This window comes from Streptomyces sp. NPDC002206 (genome assembly GCF_053593595.1).
The window spans coordinates 16,796-34,042 of sequence record NZ_JBSFCW010000018.1 but is presented as its reverse complement, the minus strand read 5'-3'; the positions used below and the strand labels follow the sequence as shown (position 1 = coordinate 34,042).

Sequence of the window (17,247 nt, the reverse complement as noted above, 5' to 3'; positions counted from 1 at the left end):
AGGACTTCGGTGAAACAGGTTGTGCAGAACTACAAGAGCGGTGAGTTGGCGGTGCTCGACGTGCCGGTGCCGGGGTGCAAGCCGGGCGGTGTGCTCGTCCGGAGCGCCTACTCGCTGATCTCCACCGGGACCGAGCTCATGAAGGTGTCCGAGGCCGGCATGTCGATGGTGGGCAAGGCCCGTTCCCGTCCGGACCAGGTCGCCAAGGTCATGCAGAGCGTGGCCACCAACGGGGTGCCCGCCACCTACCGCAAGGTGATGGGCAAGCTGGACTCCTACACGCCGCTCGGCTACTCGCTGTGCGGGGTGGTCGAGCAGGTCGGCACCGGGATCGACGACGTGAAGGTCGGCGACCTCGTGGCCTGCGCCGGCAACGAGCACGCGCTGCACGCCGAGCTGAACTGGGTGCCGAAGAACCTCTACGCCCCGGTGCCGGACGGCCTCGCGCCGCGCCACGCGGCCTTCGGCACCGTCGGGTCGATCGCGATGCAGGGCGTCCGCCGCGGCGAGCCGCAACTCGGCGACGTGGCGCTGGTCATCGGCCTTGGGCTGATCGGGCAGTTGGTCGTGCAGCTCCTCACCGCCTCGGGCGTCCGCGTCGTCGGGGTCGACCCGGACCCGGCGCGCTGCGAGCTCGCCGAGCGCCTGGGCGCCGCGGCCTGCGGCGATCCCGCGTCCGTGGCCGTGGAAGCCGTCGTCGCCGAACTCACCGGCGGCCACGGCGTGGACCAGGTGTACCTGGCCGCCGGCGGCGGCAGCAACCAGCCCGTCGAGCTGGCCGCGCGGCTCTGCCGGGACCGCGGCCGGGTCGTCGACATCGGCAAGTGCCGCCTGGACCTGCCGTGGAACGCGTACTACGAGAAGGAGCTCGACGTCCGGTTCTCCCGCAGTTACGGCCCCGGGCGCTACGACCCGGAGTACGAGCTCGAGGGGCGGGACTACCCGATCGGCTACGTGCGCTGGACCGAGCGCCGCAACCTGGCGGGCTTCCTCGATCTCCTCGCCCGCGGCCGCGTCGACGTGGAGCCCCTGGTCTCCCACATCGCCGACTTCGATGACGCCGTCGAGACGTACCAGCGCCTGAAGGACGGCGACCTCAAGGCCGTGGCTGTGCTGTTCCGGTACCCCGAACACGCGGGGGAACCGGAGGCCCCGGCGGTGGCCGTGCCCGCGGTGCGACGCAGCGGCGGAGCGCCCACCCCAGCCCGGTCCGCCAAGACGCCGGTGCGCCTCGCGTTCGTCGGCGCGGGAAACTACGCGACGTCGATGCTGCTGCCGCACCTGGCACAACGCGACGGTGTCGAGTTGTCCACGGTCGTCACCACGACGGCGCTGTCCGCGGCCAACGCGAAGCGGAAGTTCGGCTTCGCCGAGGCGACCACCGATCTCGACGCCGTGCTCGGCGACAAGTCCATCGACGCGGTGTTCGTCGTCACCCGGCACAGCTCGCACGCCGAACTGACCCGAAGGGCGCTGCTGGCCGGCAAGACGGTGTTCGTGGAGAAGCCGTTGGCGCTCACCGAGGACGAGCTGGCCGGTGTGCTCGCGGCGGTGGAGGAGTCCGGCAACGACCGGCTGCAGGTGGGCTTCAACCGTCGGTTCGCGCCGCTGTTGCAGGAGGCCAGGAAGCGGTTCGGCGCCCGGACCGGCCCGGCGAGCCTGCGCTATCTGGTCAACGCGGGCCGGCTGGCGCAGGGGAGCTGGTACCTCCAGCAGGGCGCCGAGGGCTCGCGGTTCGTCGGCGAGGGCGGACACTTCATCGACACGGCGAGCTGGCTGCTCGACGCCGGTCCGGTCTCCGTGTACGCGGTCGCCTCGTCCGGCAACGAGGACCTCCAGGTCGTCCTGCGCTACCCGGACGAGTCCACCGCCACCATCAGCTACGTCACCACGGGCGCGCCCGGCTTCCCCAAGGAGACGCTGGACCTCGTCGCGGACGGCAAGGTGCTGCGGCTCGACGACTTCGTCCGTGCCTCGGTGTACAGCCGCAAGCGGTGGGTCAGTTCGCGGCTTCCAAAGGCCCGGGACAAGGGCCAGTCGGCCGAACTGGCCGCGTTCGTCAAGGCTGTTCGGACCGGCGGGCCGATGCCGGTGCCGCTGGAGTCGCTGGCCGCCACCACAGCGGCCACCCTCGCCGTGCAGACCGGCCTGGCCGCCGGCGCGCCGGTGACGTTGGCGGGCACTCGATGACCACGAGCGCGGGCTGGTACCTGCGCCGTCTGTCCCGGATGGGGCCGCGGGAGGTCGGCGGCCGGGCCGGCGACGCGGTGCGCAGGCGGCGGTGGCGTTCGGCGCCGCCGGACTGCCCGAGCGTGACCGGCGCCCGGTTCACCGCTTCGCTGCCCGCGGGGACTCTCGCCGCGGTGCCGCCGGACGCCGCGAAGCGTCTGGTCGCCGAGGCGGACCGGCTGATGGACGGGCACGCCGAGTTCTTCGGGGTGGAACGCGACGACCTGGCCGACCCGGACTGGTGGTACGACCCGAAGACCGGACGCCGGGCCCCGCAGGTGTACGCCTTCGACGTGCCGTACCGCGACGAGGACGCGGTCGGGGACATCAAGCAGATCTGGGAGCCGTCCCGGCACCAGTACCTCACAGTGCTCGCCGCCGCCTACGCGATCACCGGGGACGAGCGGTACGCCGAGCGAGTGGCCGCGCACCTGCGGTCGTGGTGGGAGGCCAATCCACCGCTGCGCGGAGTGCACTGGACCAGCGGCATCGAGCTGGGCATCCGGCTGCTGTCCTGGGTGTGGATTCGCCGGCTGCTCGACGGCTGGCCGGGCGCGGCCGGGCTGTTCGAGGGCAACCCGGTGGCGGTGAACCAGATCTGGCACCACCAGCGCTGGCTGGCTGCCTTCCCCAGCCGGGGGTCTTCGGCGAACAACCACGTCATCGCCGAGGCCGCCGGGCAGTTCGCCGCGGCCTGCGCGTTCGGGTGGTTCCCCTCCTCGGCGCGTTGGCGAGCCCACGCGCTGCGGTCGCTGGAGCGGCATCTGCGGGGCAACACCTTCGACTCGGGTCTCAACCGCGAGCTGGCCACCGAGTATCACGGACTGGTGCTGGAGCTCGGCCTGGCCGCGGTGGCCGAGGCGGATGCCGCCGGCGTTCAGGTCCCCGCGTCGATCCGGCTGGTGCTGCTGCGGATGACGGACGCGCTCGCGGCCATCGTGGACAGCCGGTTGCGGCCGCCGCGCCAGGGGGACGCGGACGACGGGCACGGGCTGGTCGTGGACGGCGCGGGCACCGACCGCTGGGCCTCGCTGCTGGCCACCGGGAACGCCGTGTTCGGCCGGCTCGCCTGGTGGCCGGCGGTGACCGGCACCGATGTGCGCACCCCGCTCCTTGCCGCGCTCATCCGGCCCGCTGTACCGGCCGTGACCCGCCCGGCAAGCCGACCGGCCCATTTCGCTGATGCGGGCATGACCATCCTGCGCGGTCCGGCGGAGATCTGGTGCCGCTGCGACGGTGGTCCGCACGGCTTCCTCTCCATCGCCGCGCATGGCCACGCGGACGCGTTGTCCGTGGAGGTCCGGCACGACGGTGTCGACGTGCTCGCCGACCCGGGGACGTACTGCTACCACGGGCAGCCCGAGTGGCGGCAGTACTTCCGGTCGACCCTCGGCCACAACACCCTGCAACTGGATGGCGGTGACCAGTCCGTCTCCGGCGGCCCGTTCCTGTGGACCCGGCATGCCCGCAGCAACATCCTGGTCGCGGACACATCCGGCGCCTCCGATGGGGGGACGGCCCGATGGTGCGCCGAGCACGACGGTTACCAGCGCTCCGTGCACCGCCGCCGGGTGGATCTAACGGCCGCGAGCCAGGAGCTGAGGGTGGTTGACGAGGTGCGCGGCCCGCGCCGGGCCGTGCACCTGGCGTTCCACCTCGGCCCGGCGATCGCCGCGGACCTGGTGGGGAACCGGGCAGTGCTCACCTGGACCCGGGACGGCGAGGACCGCTCCGCGGCGCTCGACCTGCCCGGGCAGCTGTGCTGGCGGGCGCATCGCGGCGAGAGTGACCCGCCGCTGGGCTGGTACTCCGCCGGCTTCGGGCGCAAGGAACCCACCACAACGCTGGTCGGCAGCGGCTTCGCCGACGGCGCGGAGGGGTTCACCACCGTACTCAGGTTCCGCGGCTAGGGGGGCGCATGGAGATCAAGAGGCAGCACTGGGCGTTGGCGGCGGTACCGCTGACGCTGGCCCTACTGGCGGCGACCGGCTGTGAGAGCACGCCGGGCGCCCGGGCAATGCCGGGCGCTGCGCCATCCACGCCCGTGGCCCGGGTGTGCGCCAAGCCCGCGGCCGGGCCGGCGAAGGCGCCGGCGGGCGCGGTGACCGTCGACCCCGCGGTGGTCGGTGACCTGGCAGCGAAGACCAAGAGCAGCCCCCCGAACACCACGTTCTGGCTTCGACCGGGCAAGCACAGGCTCGACCCGGACCGCTACGCCCAGGTCATCCCCAAGGAGGGGAACCGTTACCTCGGTGCGCCGGGCGCGGTGCTCGACGGCCAGAAGAAGAACCAGTACGCGTTCGGCGGTACCGCCCGCAACGTCACCATCCGCTACCTGACCGTGCAACGTTTCGTGGCGCCGCCCGACGAGGGCGTGGTCAACCATGACTCGGCCGACGGGTGGGTGATCGAGCACGCGACGATCCAGAACAACTCCGGCGCCGGGCTGATGGCCGGTGCCCGCCAGCAGGTCCGCGCCAGCTGCCTGCGCGACAACGGTCAGTACGGCATGAACGCGTACAAGCCCAACGGCCGTATCACCGGCCTGGTGGTCGAGGGCAACGAGATCGTGGGCAATAACACCGGCGACTGGGAGCGTCGGCGGGAGGGCTGCGGCTGCACCGGAGGCATCAAGTTCTGGGCCGTCAACGGCGCCGACGTGCGCGGCAACTGGGTGCACGACAACCGCGGAACCGGGCTGTGGGCGGACACCAACAACAACGACTTCCGCATCGAGAACAACGTGCTCGAGGCCAACGACGGTGCCGCGCTGATCTACGAGACCAGCTACAACGCGGTCATCCGGAACAACACGATCCGGCGGAACAACTGGGTCCAGGGCCGCAGGGAAGCCGACCGCGGCGACAGCTTCCCGTACGCGACCATCTACCTGTCCGAGTCCGGCGGTGAACCACGGATCCGAGCCCGCACCAACAAGATCGAGATCTACCGGAATGTGCTGGAGAACAACTGGTCCGGGATCACCCTGTGGGAAAACGCCGACCGGTTCTGCAACAGCCCGGCCAACACCTCGTCCGGTGACTGCACCTTGCTGGTGCGGGACACCGACCGCTGCGCGAAGCCGGCGATCGCCACCGCACCGCTCTACGCCGACTGCCGGTGGAAGACCCAGCGGGTGGACATCCACGGCAACCGCTTCGTGCTGGACAAGTCCGTCGTCGACTGCACGGTGAAGTGCGACCGAATGGCGGTGCTGGCCAACTACGGCACCTATCCGGACTGGTCGCCGTACCAGGGCCAGCGGGTGGCCGAGGCGATCACCAGCAAGCAGCACAACCGCTGGCACGACAACGTCTACCTCGGACCATGGAAATTCGTCGCCCACGACCCGAGCCGGATCCTCAACTCCGGGCAGTGGCAGGGCGCGCCGTACCAGCAGGACGCGGGCAGCACCTTCCGCGCAGGGGACGGTGGTTGAGATGAGCACGGACCACACACCGAGGATTGTCGGGATCGTCTGGGGGCTACTGATCCTCAACACGCTCGGCTCCACCGGGGCGCAGACCATCATCCCGCTGCCCCGCTCCCTCATCCAGATGGTCACCATGGGCGCGCTGGTCGCCGCGTTCGCGCTGGCGCTCGCGGCCAATCTCCGGCTGCGCATCCGAGCCAGCGCCTTCGTGTTCCTGCTCACCCTGCTGCTGGTACCGAGCGTGATCTCCAGCGCGAACCTGGAGTCCGGGTTCGGCGCGCTGTTCCGCTGCGCCCGGCTGGCTCTCTTCATCGGCACGCTGTGGCTGCTCAGCCACTGGTGGGACGGCAACCTGACGTTCGTCCGGTACCACATCCGGATGTACTTCGCGGTGCTCGGGTCGGTGGCCGCCGGCCTGGTCATCTCACCGGGCGCGGCCCTGCCCGGGCTCTACGGCGGGCGGCTGGTCGGCGCGTTGTGGCCGCTCACCCCGCCGCAGATCGGACAGTACGCCGCGGTGATCATCGGGCTCACCGTGCTGCTCGTTCTGGGGCGCCGGACCGACAGGACCAGCGCGGCGGTGGTCATCGTGCCCTCCCTCGTCCTGCTCGCCCTGACCCATACCCGGACGGCCACGCTCGGCCTGCTCATCGGGCTGGCGTTGGCGATCAGCTCGCTCATCCTGACCAGCGCCCCCGCCCGCCGGTTCTTCGCCTGGGCGGTGCTGTGCGCCGCCGTGGCCGCTGTGGGGTTCGCCTCCGCGCTGCAGGCGTGGTTCCTGCGCGGACAGAGCCAGGAGAACTTCACCAGCCTCACCGGCCGGGCCAAGGTCTGGCACGCCCTGCTGGCAGCCCCCCGGACGACCACGGAGTACCTGTTCGGCGCGGGCCTGGGCGACAAGTCGTTCGGCGGGCTGCCGATCGACAACAGCTGGCTGGCCGTTTACAACGACCAGGGTATGACCGGCGTCGCCCTGGTGGCGGCGATCATCATCGTGCTGGGCGGTGTCGCGCTGCTGCGGCCACCGTCGCTGTCGAGGGCCTGCGCGATCTTCCTGATCAGCTACTGCGCGATCGCCTCGTACACCGAGGCCGGGCTCGGCGACGCCTCGCCGTATCTGCTGCACCTGGCCCTGGCCGCCTCACTGCTGGCGGCACCTGCCGCGGCCACTCCCCTCTCGGCGCCCGAAGTCCCCCGACGACGCGTCCCGCGATGGGCCCAGAGATCGGAGGTGACCTGAGCATGCACGTTCTCGTGGTGCACAACCGCTACGCCTCGGCGCAGCCGAGCGGGGAGAACAAGGTCGTCGACCAGGAGGTGGCGCTGCTGCGCGAGGCCGGCCACCAGGTCGAGGTGTTCGAGCGGCGCAGCGACGACATCGCCGCCCGGTCCCTGCTGGGCAAGGCCGCGGTGCCGCTCCTTGTGCCGTGGAACCCGGCGGTCCGCACGGAACTCGCCGCCCGGCTGCGCACCGAGCGGCCGGACGTGGTCCACGTCCACAACGTCTTCCCGCTCCTGTCGCCCGCGGTGCTGGCCGCCTGCGCCGACGCCGGAGTGCCCGCCGTCGCCACGCTGCACAACTACACCCAGGTCTGCCCGCCCGGCACGCTGCAGCGGAACGGCCGGCCGTGCACCGAGTGCGTCGGGTCGGCGCCGCTGCCCGCCGTCCGGCACGGCTGCTACCGAAACTCCCGGCTGGCGACGGTACCGCTCGCGGTCAGCATGTCGGTCAACCGACGGCGGTGGTGGTCCGGCGTGGAGCGGTTCTTCTGCATCTCCGCGGCGCAGCGCGACGTCCTGGTGCGGGCCGGCATGCCGGCCGAGCGACTGGCGTTGAAGCACAACTTCGTGCCCGACCCGGGCGCCTTGCGTTCGGGCGCGGGCGAGCATCTGCTCTATCTCGGCCGGCTCGCGGAGGCCAAGGGCGTGCGGCTGCTCATGGCCGCCTGGGACGAACTCGCCGCCGACGGCGGGGTGGGCGTCCCCCTCGTGATCGCCGGTACGGGGCCGCTGGAGCCGGAGGTGACCGCCTGGGCCGCGGACCGGGACGACGTCCGCTACGTCGGCCTGTACGACCAGGCGGAGTGCCGGCAGGCGATCGCGCGGTCGATCGCCGTGGTGGCCCCCTCCACCTGGCTGGAGGCGTTCGGCCTGGTGGTCGTGGAGGCGATGGCGGCGGGGGTCCCGGCCGTCGCCGCCGGTCACGGCGCCTTCGTCGAACTCGTCGAGGACGGGGCGACCGGGCTGCTGCACCGGCCGGGCGAGTCCGCATCGCTCGCGTCCTGCATACGCCGGATCGCGGCCGAACAGGACCGCAACCGGGAGATGGGCCAGGCGGCCCGGCGCCGTTACGAGCAGCACTTCAGCCCGGCCGTCGGGCTGGAGCGCCTGGTGGAGGAATACCGCACCGCGATCGCGGGTCGGTCCGGCGGCGGGGACAGCCCGCCGCCGACAGGGAACGGAAACGCTGGCTCGCGGCGGGGCACCCGCGCGAGCAGAGATAGGGGCAGTAAATGACACGATGCCGACTCTGCGGCTCGGCGGCGATGGGGAGCGTCGTCGATCTGGGGGCGACCCCGCCGTGTGAGAGCTTTCTCGCCGCGGACCAACTGGACCAGCCGGAACCGGCGTACCCGCTGCACCTGCGGGTCTGCACCGACTGCTGGCTCGCGCAGATCCCTCCGCTGATCACGCCGGAGGAGACGTTCAGCGAGTACGCGTACTTCTCCTCCTTCTCGACCTCCTGGGTGGAGCACGCGCGCACGTTCGTCGCCGACGCCGTACAGCGGGTGGGGCTCGGCCCCGACTCCTTCGTGGTCGAGGTCGCGAGCAACGACGGGTACCTGCTGAGGCATGTGGTGGACCGCGGGATCCGCTGCCTCGGCATCGAGCCCTCGGTGAACGTCGGCGCCGCGGCGCGGGACGCGGGTGTGCCCACGCTCACGGAGTTCCTGTCCCCGGACACCGGCTCGGCCGTCCGCGCCGAGCACGGCCCGGCGGACCTGGTCGTGGCCAACAACGTGTACGCGCACATCCCCGACGTGGTCGGGTTCACGCAGGGGCTGCGCGCCCTGGTCGCCGACGACGGCTGGGTCTCCATCGAGGTGCAGCACCTGCTGACCCTGATCGAGGAGAACCAGTACGACACGATCTACCACGAGCACTTCCAGTACTACACGGTCGCGTCCGCGACCCGGGCGCTGGCGAGCGGCGGACTCACGCTCGTGGACGTCGAGCTGCTGCCCACGCACGGCGGCTCCATCCGGCTGTGGGCCCGGCCGGCCGAGGTGGCCGGCGAGCCGACCGATGGGGTATCCCCTGCTCGAGCGGAGTCGAGAGCTTGGGGAAGGGTGACCGACGTGCTGGACCGGGAGAAGGCCGCCGGGCTGCAGGAGCTGTCCGGGTACACAGAGTTCTCCGCTCGGGTGGCCAAGGTGCGCCGCGACCTGCTGCGGTTCCTCATCGACGCGGCCGAGCGCGGCGAGACGGTCGTCGGCTACGGCGCCCCGGGCAAGGGCAACACCCTGCTCAACCACTGCGGCATCCGGCCCGACCTGCTCCCGTACACGGTCGACCGCAACCCCTACAAGCACGGCAGGTTCACCCCGGGCACCCGCATCCCGATCCTGCCGCCCGAGCAGATCAGCACCGACAAACCCGACTACGTCCTCGTCCTTCCGTGGAACCTGCGGGCCGAGCTGGTCGAGCAGCTGTCCTTCGTGCACGAGTGGGGCGGCCGGCTGGTCTTTCCCATTCCGGAACTGAGTATTGTCGAGGTCAAGTCATGAAGGTCGTTCTGTTCTGCGGCGGTTACGGGCTGCGTATGCGCAACGGAGCCTCCGACGACATGCCCAAGCCGATGGCGATGGTCGGCCCGCGGCCGCTGATCTGGCACGTCATGCGCTACTACGCGTACTTCGGGCACACGGAGTTCATCCTGTGTCTCGGGTACGGGGCTCACCACATCAAGGACTTCTTCCTCAACTACGAGGAGACGACGTCCAACGACTTCGTGCTGCGGGGCGGGCGGGCCGAGCTGCTGTCCACCGACATCGCCGACTGGACGATCACGTTCGCGCAGACCGGCATCGAGTCACCGATCGGGGAGCGGCTGCGCCGGGTGCGGCACCACCTGGACGGCGACGAGATGTTCCTCGCCAACTACGCCGACGTGCTCACCGACGCCCCGCTGCCGGAGATGATCGACCGGTTCGCCCGGCGCGACGCCGGTGCGTCGATGATGGTGGTGCCGCCGCAGTCCTCGTTCCACTGCGTGGACCTGGGCGAGGACGGCCTGGTGGGCGGCATCACCGCGGTGAGCGACATGCCGCTGTGGGAGAACGGCGGCTACTTCGTGCTCCGCCAGGAGGTCTTCGACCACATCCCTGAGAACGGGGACCTGGTCGCCGACGGCTGCGCCCAACTGGCCAAGCGCGGACGGCTGGTGGCACACCAGCACCGCGGCTTCTGGAAGCCGACCGACACCGTGAAGGAGCGGGCCGCACTCGACGACGCGTACACCCGGGGCGACCGCCCGTGGGCCGTGTGGGAGCACGGCGACACAGGGGCGGGCGTGCCCAAGAGCCGGGCCGGCGCCACGGCGGGCACCGCGTGATCCGGCTCGGGGCCGGGCGCCTGAACAGAATCGTCGCGGTGGGCGCGCACTGCGACGACATCGCCATCGGCGCCGGCGGCACGCTGCTGACGCTGTGCCGCGCGCATCCGGGCCTCCGCGTCGACGCGCTGGTGCTCAGCGGCGGTGGCAGCGAGCGGGAGCAGGAGGAGCAGGCCGCGCTCGCCGCCTTCTGCCCGGGCGCCGACCTGCGGCTGACCGTGGACAAGCTGCCGGACGGCCGGCTGCCCGCGCGCTGGGACGAGGCCAAGGCCGCGGTCGAGGAGCTGCGCGCGGGGACAGAGCCGGATCTCGTGCTGGCCCCGCGCACCGATGACGCGCACCAGGATCACCGCGGTCTGGCGAAGCTGATGACCACCGCGTTCCGCGACCACCTGGTGCTCGGCTACGAGATCGTCAAGTGGGACGGCGACCTCGGCCGTCCGGCGGCGTACCAGCCGCTGTCGCCGGAGATCGCCGAACAAAAGGTGCGGCTGCTGCAGGAGCACTACCCCTCGCAGCAGCACCGGCCCTGGTACGACCGGGAAGCCTTCCTCGGGCTGGCCCGGATCCGCGGTATCGAAAGCAACGCGCGCTACGCCGAGGCGTTCGCCGTCACCAAACTCACTCTCGACCTGGGGGAATGAACCTTGCGCGTACTACTGACCGGGCACCAGGGCTACCTGGGCACCGTCATGGCCCCGGTCCTCACGGCCGCCGGACACGAGGTCGTCGGTCTTGACGCCGGCCTGTTCGCCGACTGCGTGCTGGGCCCGACGCCCGCCGACCCGCCGACGCGGCGGGTGGACCTGCGCGACGTCACGGCCGAACACGTGGCCGGGGTCGACACCGTGATCCACCTGGCCGCGCTGTCCAACGACCCGCTGGGATCGCTGGCGCCGGACCTCACCTACGACATCAACCACCACGCCTCCGTGAAGCTGGCCAAGCTCGCCCGCGACGCCGGAGTGCGGCGCTTCCTGTACGCGTCGACCTGCTCCGTCTACGGCGCCGCCGGGGGCGACGACCTGGTGGCCGAGGACGCCCCGCTGCGGCCGGTGACGCCGTACGCGGAGTCCAAGGTGCGGGTCGAGGACGACCTGCACGAGCTCGCCGACGGCGACTTCAGCCCGGTGTTCATGCGCAACGCCACCGCCTTCGGCTACTCGCCCCGGCTGCGCGCCGACATCGTGCTGAACAACCTGGTGGGACACGCGCTGCTGTCCGGCGAGGTCCTCGTGCTCTCCGACGGCACGCCCTGGCGCCCGCTGGTGCACGCCGCCGACATCGCGCGGGCCTTCGCGGCCGCGCTGGTCGCGCCGCGCGAGGCCGTGCACGACCGGGCGTTCAACATCGGCAGCGAGGTCAACAACGTCACCGTCGCCGAGATCGCCGAGCAGGTCGCCGAGGCGGTGTCCGGCGCCAAGGTGGTGATCACCGGGGAGAACGGCGCCGACCCGCGGTCGTACCGGGTGGACTTCTCCCGGTTCCGCGCCGCGCTGCCCGGCTTCGACTGCGAGTGGACGGTCAAGCAGGGCGCGCTCGAACTCGCCGACGCCTACCGCAAGCACGGGCTGAACCGGGAGAACTTCGAGCAGCGCTTCACCCGGCTCGCCGTGCTGCGCGCGGCGTCCGACGCGGGCACCGTCGACGACACCTTGCGGTGGCGCCGATGAGCACGGCCGGCGAAGAGATGCACGCGCTGGTGGAGCGGCTGTACCCGCTGTGCCGGAGCATCACCGGCGACGGGGTGCGCGCCACCCTGGACATCGTCGGCGAGCACATCCCGCTCCAGGTGAACGAGGTGCCGACCGGGACCCAGGTGCTCGACTGGACGGTGCCACAGGAGTGGAACATCCGGGACGCGTACATCGCCGACCCCGCCGGCAACCGGGTCGTCGACTTCGCCGCGTCCAGCCTGCACGTGCTCGGCTACAGCGTGCCGGTGTCGGCGACCATGCCGCTGGCCGAGCTTCGCGCGCACCTGCACACCCTGCCGGACCACCCGGCCTGGGTGCCGTACCGCACCAGCTACTACAAGCCGGAGTGGGGCTTCTGCCTGGCCCAGGAGACCTTGGACGCGCTGCCGGAGGGCGACTACGAGGTGTGCATCGACTCCACGCTCGCCGACGGCCACCTCACCTACGCCGAGCACGTGGTCCCCGGGCAGGTCACCGACGAGGTGATCGTCTCCTGCCACGTCTGCCACCCGTCGCTGGCCAACGACAACCTGGCCGGCATCGCCGTGGCGACGTACCTGGCCCGGGCGCTGGCGCAGGAAACGCCGTACTACACCTACCGGTTCATCTACGCGCCCGGCACCATCGGGGCGATCACCTGGCTAGCCCGCAACGCGGAGCGGGTGGAACGGGTCAAGCACGGCCTTGTGCTGGCCTGCGCCGGCGACCCGGGCCAACTGACGTACAAACAGAGCAGACGCGGCGACGCGGAGATCGACCGGGTGATGCGGCACGTGCTTGCCGCCTCCGAACGCCCGCACCGCGTCGCCGAGTTCACTCCGTACGGCTACGACGAGCGGCAGTTCTGCTCGCCCGGGTTCGATCTCGGCGTGGGCTCGCTCAGTCGGACCCCGTACGCCGGCTACCCCGAGTACCACACCTCGGCGGACAACCTGGACTTCGTCTCCCCGGAGGCGATGGCGGACACTCTCGCCATCTGCCGCGAGGCATTCGCCGTCCTTGACCGCAACCGGCAGTACGTCAACCTCAGCCCCTACGGCGAGCCACAGCTGGGCCGGCGCGGGTTGTACGACTCGCTCGGCGGCCGCAGCGACGCGAAGCAGGCCCAGATGGCCATGCTCTGGGTGCTCAGCCTCTCCGAGGGCGAGCACAGTCTGCTGGACGTCGCCGAGCGGTCCGGGCTGCCGTTCGACACCGTCGCCGCCGCGGCCGGCGCCCTGCACGACGCCGGGCTGATCAAGGGATGACGCCGATGACCATCGAGGGGGAGAAGGCGACGGCATCGGCCGGATCCGGCAGGCGGGCCCTCGTCGGTCGGCTGTCCTGGGGACTGGCCGATCAGGCGGCCTCCAGCATGACCAACTTCGCGGTGGGAATCTACGTGGCACGCTCGCTAGGGCTGACCGCGTTCGGCGTGTTCAGTCTGGCCTGGCTGACCTACGGCGTGGTGCTCAACGTCGCCCGCGGGCTGGCCACCGATCCGCTCGTGGTGCGCTTCAGCGGCCCGCCCGGCGCGGCTTGGCGCGGGGCGGTGGGCCGCTCGACGGGCACCGCGCTCGGCGTCGGCGGCGTCCTCGGCGCGGTGTGTCTGGTGGCCGGGCTCGGCCTCGGCGGCCAGGTCGGGCCCGCGTTCGCCGCCCTCGGTGTCATGCTGCCGGGGCTGCTGCTCCAGGACGCCTGGCGGTACTCGTTCTTCGCCGCGGGCACCGGGCGGAAGGCGTTCCTCAACGACGTCGTGTGGGGTGTCGCGCTCGTCCCGGCCATGGTGGTGGCCGCCCGCGTCGGCACCGTGGCCGCCTTCGTGCTCGCCTGGGGCGCGTCCGCCACGGTGACCGCGGGGTACGGCTGCGTCCAGTCCGGCATCCGGCCCCGGATGGCCGAGGCGCGCGGGTGGCTGCGCGAACAACGCGATCTCGGCTACCGGTACCTGGTCGAGAACGTCAGCCTCAGTGGCGCGAGCCAGTTGCGGGCGTACGGGCTCGGCGTGATCGTCGGGGTCGGCGCGGTCGGCGCCGTGCGGGGCGCCGAGCTCCTGCTCGGCCCGTTCCTGGCCGTGCTCATGGGGCTTTCACTGGTCACCGTCCCGGAGGCGGCACGGGTACTGCGGCAGGCCCAGCACCAACTGGGCAGGTTCTGCCTGCTCCTCGGCGGGGGGCAGGCTGTCGGCGCGCTGCTCTGGGGCTCGGCGCTTCTGCTGGTGCCCGGCTGGCTCGGCGAGATGGTGCTCGGCGACGTCTGGCACTCCGCCTCCCAGCTCATCGTGCCGATCAGCCTCGGCGTCGCCGGCGCGGGCCTCGGCACCGGCGCGGCGGCCGGGCTGCGCGCGCTCGGCGCGGCCCGGCGCAGCCTGCGCTGCCAGTTGTTCGCCTCCGCCTGCTACGTCGGCGGCGGGCTCGGCGGCGCGGCCGCCGGCGGCGCGGTCGGCTCGGCCTGGGGCGTCGCCGCCGCGACCGTCAGCGGCTCGGCCGTGTGGTGGCTGCAACTGCGGTCCGCCCTGCGCGAGCACGCTCAAGAACCGATCCGCGAAGTGAGGACGTCATGACCGCCCTTCCCCGGCTGAGCATCGGCCTGCCCGTGTACAACGGCGAGGAGTACCTGGCCGAGTCGCTCGACGCCCTGCTTGGCCAGACCTATGAGGACTTCGAGCTGGTCATCTCCGACAACGCCTCGACCGACGGGACCCAGGACATCTGCCGTCGGTACGCCGAGAAGGACTCGCGCATCCGGTACCTCCGGCTGCCCCGGAACATCGGCGCCGCGCCGAACCACAATTACGTGTTCACCGAGTGCCGCGGCGAACTGTTCAAATGGGCCTCGCACGACGACCTGTACGCCCGGGACCTGCTGCGGCGCTGCGTTCAGGCGCTGGACGAGCGGCCGGACGTGATCCTCGCGCACTCCGGCCAGGCGGTCATCGACGGCGAGGGCCAGGTGAAGGTCCCGTACGAGTACGGGCTCGCCACCGACTCGCCCGACGCGCCGGAGCGCTTTCGCAGTCTGCTGTTCGAGCCCGGTGGCGACGACTTCTACGGGGTGATGCGGGCAGACGTGCTGCGCCGGGTGAAGCCGCACGACAGCTACCACCACGCGGACCGCACGTTCGTCGCCGAGATCACCCTGCACGGGCCCTTCCACCAAGTGCCGGAGCTGCTGTACTTCCGCCGCGACCACCCCACCCGCGCCGAGCGGGCGAACCCTTCCAAGCGCTCCCGGTGCGTCAACCTGGATCCGCGCCGGGCGGGCCCGCTGCACCCGACGCCCCGGCTGCTTGCCGAGTACGTGTGGGGCTTCGCCTCGGCGATCCGGCGGGCGCCGTTGTCCCCGGCCCACCGGCGCGCGTGCTACCGCCACCTGGCCGCGTGGATGACCAGCCGGGTCCGGCCGGGCGCCGGCGAGCGGGTCGAGGACCGCGCCCCGGTCGACCCGGGCCGGCTCACCGTCTCCGTCGACGCCCTGGTCGCCGGCCGTGAGGGGAGGCGGGCATGACGGCCGCGGACGGAACTCCGGTGCGCGTCGGGGTGTTCGGCCTGCTCGGCTCCGGCAATCTCGGCAACGACGGGTCGCTCGAGGCCGTGCTCGGTTACCTCCGCGCCGAGCACCCGGAGGTGGTCGTGGACGCGCTGTGCGGCGGACCCGAGGCCGTGACGACCCGGTTCGGGATCCCCGCGACGCGGCTGCACTGGTACCGCGGGGAGTATCGGACCGCGTCGCGTGCGGGCGCGATCGTGGGCAAGGGGCTGGGCAAACTCGTCGACGTCTTCCGCATCGCTGCCTGGGTGCGCCGGCACGACATGGTGATCGTGCCGGGCATGGGCGTCCTGGAGGCCACGCTGCCGCTGCGGCCGTGGGGCTTCCCGTACTCGCTGTTCCTGCTCTGCGCGACCGGCCGGCTGCTGCGCACCCGGGTGGCGCTGGTCAGCGTAGGCGCCGCGACGATCAGCAACCGGCCAACCCGGGCCCTGGTGCGCTGGTCGGCGCGGCTGGCCGCATACCGGTCGTACCGGGACGCGCAGTCTCGCGACGCGATGCGGGCGATGGGCGTGGACACCGCGCGCGACGAGGTCTACCCGGACCTCGCGTTCGCCCTGCCGACGCCGCGGGCGAGTGCGCCCTCGGACCCGTCGGCCCCGCCGGGCCCGGTCTGCGTCGGCGTTATGGACTTCCACGGCGGCAACGACGACCGCGCCCGGGCCTATGAGATATACCGGCGCTACCTCGACGGGACGATCCGGTTCGTCCGCGCGCTGGTCGAGGAGGGCAGGCCGGTCCGGCTGCTCACCGGTGACGAGTGCGACGCGTCGGTGGTCGCCGCGATCCTCGACGCGGTGGACTCGCCGCTGGTCACCGCTGCCGAGCCGTCCTCACTGGCCGACCTGATGAAGGAGATGGCGGCTGCCGACACGGTGGTGGCAACCCGGTACCACAACCTGATCTGCGCGCTGAAGACCGGTACGCCGGTGCTCGCTCTCTGCTATGCAGCGAAGAGCGACGCGCTCATGGCGGAGATGGGCCTTGGCGCGTACTGCCACCCGGCGCGCGAGGTCGACGCCGACCGGCTGCTCGAGCAGTTCCGTGCGCTGGAGAAGCGTTCGGCCGAGCTGCGGCAGACCCTCACCGAGCGGAACCTGGCCGCCGCCCGGCGACTCGAGCACCAGTTCAACTCCTTGACCGCGGCCCTGTTCCCTGCGGCCGACCACGCCCACACCTTGCGGAAGGCTCCATGAAGGCGACCAAAGTCCCGGAGATCACCGGCGCGTACCTGTTCGAGCCGACGCCGTACGCCGACGAGCGCGGCTTCTTCTGCCGCACCTTCGACGCCGACGTGGTCCGCTCGGTGGGCCTCGACCCGGACGCCTTCGTTCAGGACAGCCTGTCCCGCTCGGTCCGGGGCGTGCTGCGCGGCCTGCACCTGCGCTCCGGCGCAGGCGAGGCCAAGCTGGTGCGGTGCTCGTACGGCAGGATCTTCGACGTCGTCGTGGACCTGCGGCCCGACTCGCCGACCTACCGCAACCGGGCCTTCTTCGAGCTGTCCGACGAGACGCAGGTGACCCTGTACATCCCGGCGGGGTGCGCGCACGGCTTCCAGGCTCTGACCGAAACCGCCGACACCTCGTACCGGATCGACCGCCCGCACGATCCGGCCGAGGACGTGACGATCGCCTTCGACGACCCGGAGCTCGCCATCCCCTGGCCGCTGCCGGTCGCATCGATGTCCCAGCGGGACCGGGAGGCGCCGAGCCTCGCCGAGGTCCTCAAGCACCAAGAAAGTTGAG

14 protein-coding genes are annotated in these 17,247 nt (G+C 71.7%); all 14 read left to right on the top strand.

Annotation, left to right across the window (positions count from 1 at the left end):
• The first annotated feature begins 9 nt into the window (after positions 1-9).
• Genes ACWCP8_RS27230 through rfbC form a run of 14 tightly spaced genes read left to right on the top strand, consistent with a single transcriptional unit; the run spans position 10 to position 17,246 of the window.
• On the top strand, positions 10-2,190 hold the full coding sequence (locus ACWCP8_RS27230; protein WP_352263649.1) for a bi-domain-containing oxidoreductase: 2,181 nt from the start codon (positions 10-12) through the stop codon (positions 2,188-2,190).
• Positions 2,187-4,139 carry a heparinase II/III family protein gene (locus ACWCP8_RS27225; RefSeq protein ID WP_352263647.1) on the top strand — a complete coding sequence of 651 codons (1,953 nt, stop codon included), beginning with the start codon at positions 2,187-2,189 and terminating at the stop codon, positions 4,137-4,139. The genes ACWCP8_RS27230 and ACWCP8_RS27225 overlap by 4 nt, the downstream gene beginning before the upstream one ends.
• Positions 4,140-4,147: 8 nt before the next feature.
• Complete coding sequence (locus ACWCP8_RS27220; protein ID WP_451118684.1) at positions 4,148-5,668, top strand: right-handed parallel beta-helix repeat-containing protein; 1,521 nt, start codon at positions 4,148-4,150, stop codon at positions 5,666-5,668.
• Position 5,669: 1 nt separating this feature from the next.
• Positions 5,670-6,902, top strand: coding sequence for an O-antigen ligase domain-containing protein (locus tag ACWCP8_RS27215; RefSeq protein ID WP_451118683.1), 1,233 nt, complete (start codon positions 5,670-5,672; stop codon positions 6,900-6,902).
• 2 nt (positions 6,903-6,904) lie between these two features.
• Positions 6,905-8,179, top strand: a complete 1,275-nt coding sequence (locus ACWCP8_RS27210) for a glycosyltransferase (RefSeq protein WP_352263642.1) — start codon at positions 6,905-6,907, stop codon at positions 8,177-8,179.
• Positions 8,176-9,450: a class I SAM-dependent methyltransferase gene (locus ACWCP8_RS27205; protein WP_352263640.1), complete on the top strand. Its 1,275-nt coding sequence runs from the start codon at positions 8,176-8,178 to the stop codon at positions 9,448-9,450. The genes ACWCP8_RS27210 and ACWCP8_RS27205 overlap by 4 nt, the downstream gene beginning before the upstream one ends.
• Positions 9,447-10,277 (top strand): glycosyltransferase family protein, encoded by an 831-nt coding sequence (locus ACWCP8_RS27200; RefSeq protein WP_352263639.1) that lies wholly within the window; start codon positions 9,447-9,449, stop codon positions 10,275-10,277. Before ACWCP8_RS27205 ends, ACWCP8_RS27200 begins: the two co-directional genes overlap by 4 nt.
• Entirely contained in the window at positions 10,274-10,921 is a 648-nt protein-coding gene (locus ACWCP8_RS27195; RefSeq protein WP_451118680.1) for a PIG-L deacetylase family protein, read from the top strand. The genes ACWCP8_RS27200 and ACWCP8_RS27195 overlap by 4 nt, the downstream gene beginning before the upstream one ends.
• A gap of 3 nt (positions 10,922-10,924) precedes the next feature.
• Positions 10,925-11,950 carry an NAD-dependent epimerase/dehydratase family protein gene (locus tag ACWCP8_RS27190; protein ID WP_451118678.1) on the top strand — a complete coding sequence of 342 codons (1,026 nt, stop codon included), beginning with the start codon at positions 10,925-10,927 and terminating at the stop codon, positions 11,948-11,950.
• Positions 11,947-13,221, top strand: a complete 1,275-nt coding sequence (locus ACWCP8_RS27185) for a DUF4910 domain-containing protein (RefSeq protein ID WP_352263634.1) — start codon at positions 11,947-11,949, stop codon at positions 13,219-13,221. The genes ACWCP8_RS27190 and ACWCP8_RS27185 overlap by 4 nt, the downstream gene beginning before the upstream one ends.
• Positions 13,218-14,516, top strand: coding sequence for a hypothetical protein (locus tag ACWCP8_RS27180; protein WP_451118676.1), 1,299 nt, complete (start codon positions 13,218-13,220; stop codon positions 14,514-14,516). Before ACWCP8_RS27185 ends, ACWCP8_RS27180 begins: the two co-directional genes overlap by 4 nt.
• Positions 14,513-15,460: a glycosyltransferase family 2 protein gene (locus ACWCP8_RS27175; RefSeq protein WP_352263631.1), complete on the top strand. Its 948-nt coding sequence runs from the start codon at positions 14,513-14,515 to the stop codon at positions 15,458-15,460. Before ACWCP8_RS27180 ends, ACWCP8_RS27175 begins: the two co-directional genes overlap by 4 nt.
• Positions 15,457-16,698, top strand: coding sequence for a polysaccharide pyruvyl transferase family protein (locus ACWCP8_RS27170; RefSeq protein WP_451118674.1), 1,242 nt, complete (start codon positions 15,457-15,459; stop codon positions 16,696-16,698). Before ACWCP8_RS27175 ends, ACWCP8_RS27170 begins: the two co-directional genes overlap by 4 nt.
• A complete protein-coding gene (gene rfbC / locus ACWCP8_RS27165) occupies positions 16,695-17,246 on the top strand; it encodes a dTDP-4-dehydrorhamnose 3,5-epimerase (protein WP_352263627.1) in 552 nt (183 codons plus the stop codon). The genes ACWCP8_RS27170 and rfbC overlap by 4 nt, the downstream gene beginning before the upstream one ends.
• The last annotated feature ends 1 nt before the right edge of the window (position 17,247 follow it).

Bases quoted from the DNA above. Each gene is read 5' to 3' on its own strand.
- ACWCP8_RS27175 (WP_352263631.1), top strand. From the start codon at position 14,513: ATGACCGCCCTTCCCCGGCTGAGCATCGGCCTGCCCGTGTACAACGGC.
- ACWCP8_RS27220 (WP_451118684.1), top strand. From the start codon at position 4,148: ATGGAGATCAAGAGGCAGCACTGGGCGTTGGCGGCGGTACCGCTGACG.
- ACWCP8_RS27210 (WP_352263642.1), top strand. From the start codon at position 6,905: ATGCACGTTCTCGTGGTGCACAACCGCTACGCCTCGGCGCAGCCGAGC.
- ACWCP8_RS27225 (WP_352263647.1), top strand. From the start codon at position 2,187: ATGACCACGAGCGCGGGCTGGTACCTGCGCCGTCTGTCCCGGATGGGG.
- ACWCP8_RS27205 (WP_352263640.1), top strand. From the start codon at position 8,176: ATGACACGATGCCGACTCTGCGGCTCGGCGGCGATGGGGAGCGTCGTC.
- ACWCP8_RS27180 (WP_451118676.1), top strand. From the start codon at position 13,218: ATGACGCCGATGACCATCGAGGGGGAGAAGGCGACGGCATCGGCCGGA.
- ACWCP8_RS27200 (WP_352263639.1), top strand. From the start codon at position 9,447: ATGAAGGTCGTTCTGTTCTGCGGCGGTTACGGGCTGCGTATGCGCAAC.
- ACWCP8_RS27185 (WP_352263634.1), top strand. From the start codon at position 11,947: ATGAGCACGGCCGGCGAAGAGATGCACGCGCTGGTGGAGCGGCTGTAC.
- ACWCP8_RS27215 (WP_451118683.1), top strand. From the start codon at position 5,670: ATGAGCACGGACCACACACCGAGGATTGTCGGGATCGTCTGGGGGCTA.
- ACWCP8_RS27170 (WP_451118674.1), top strand. From the start codon at position 15,457: ATGACGGCCGCGGACGGAACTCCGGTGCGCGTCGGGGTGTTCGGCCTG.
- rfbC (WP_352263627.1), top strand. From the start codon at position 16,695: ATGAAGGCGACCAAAGTCCCGGAGATCACCGGCGCGTACCTGTTCGAG.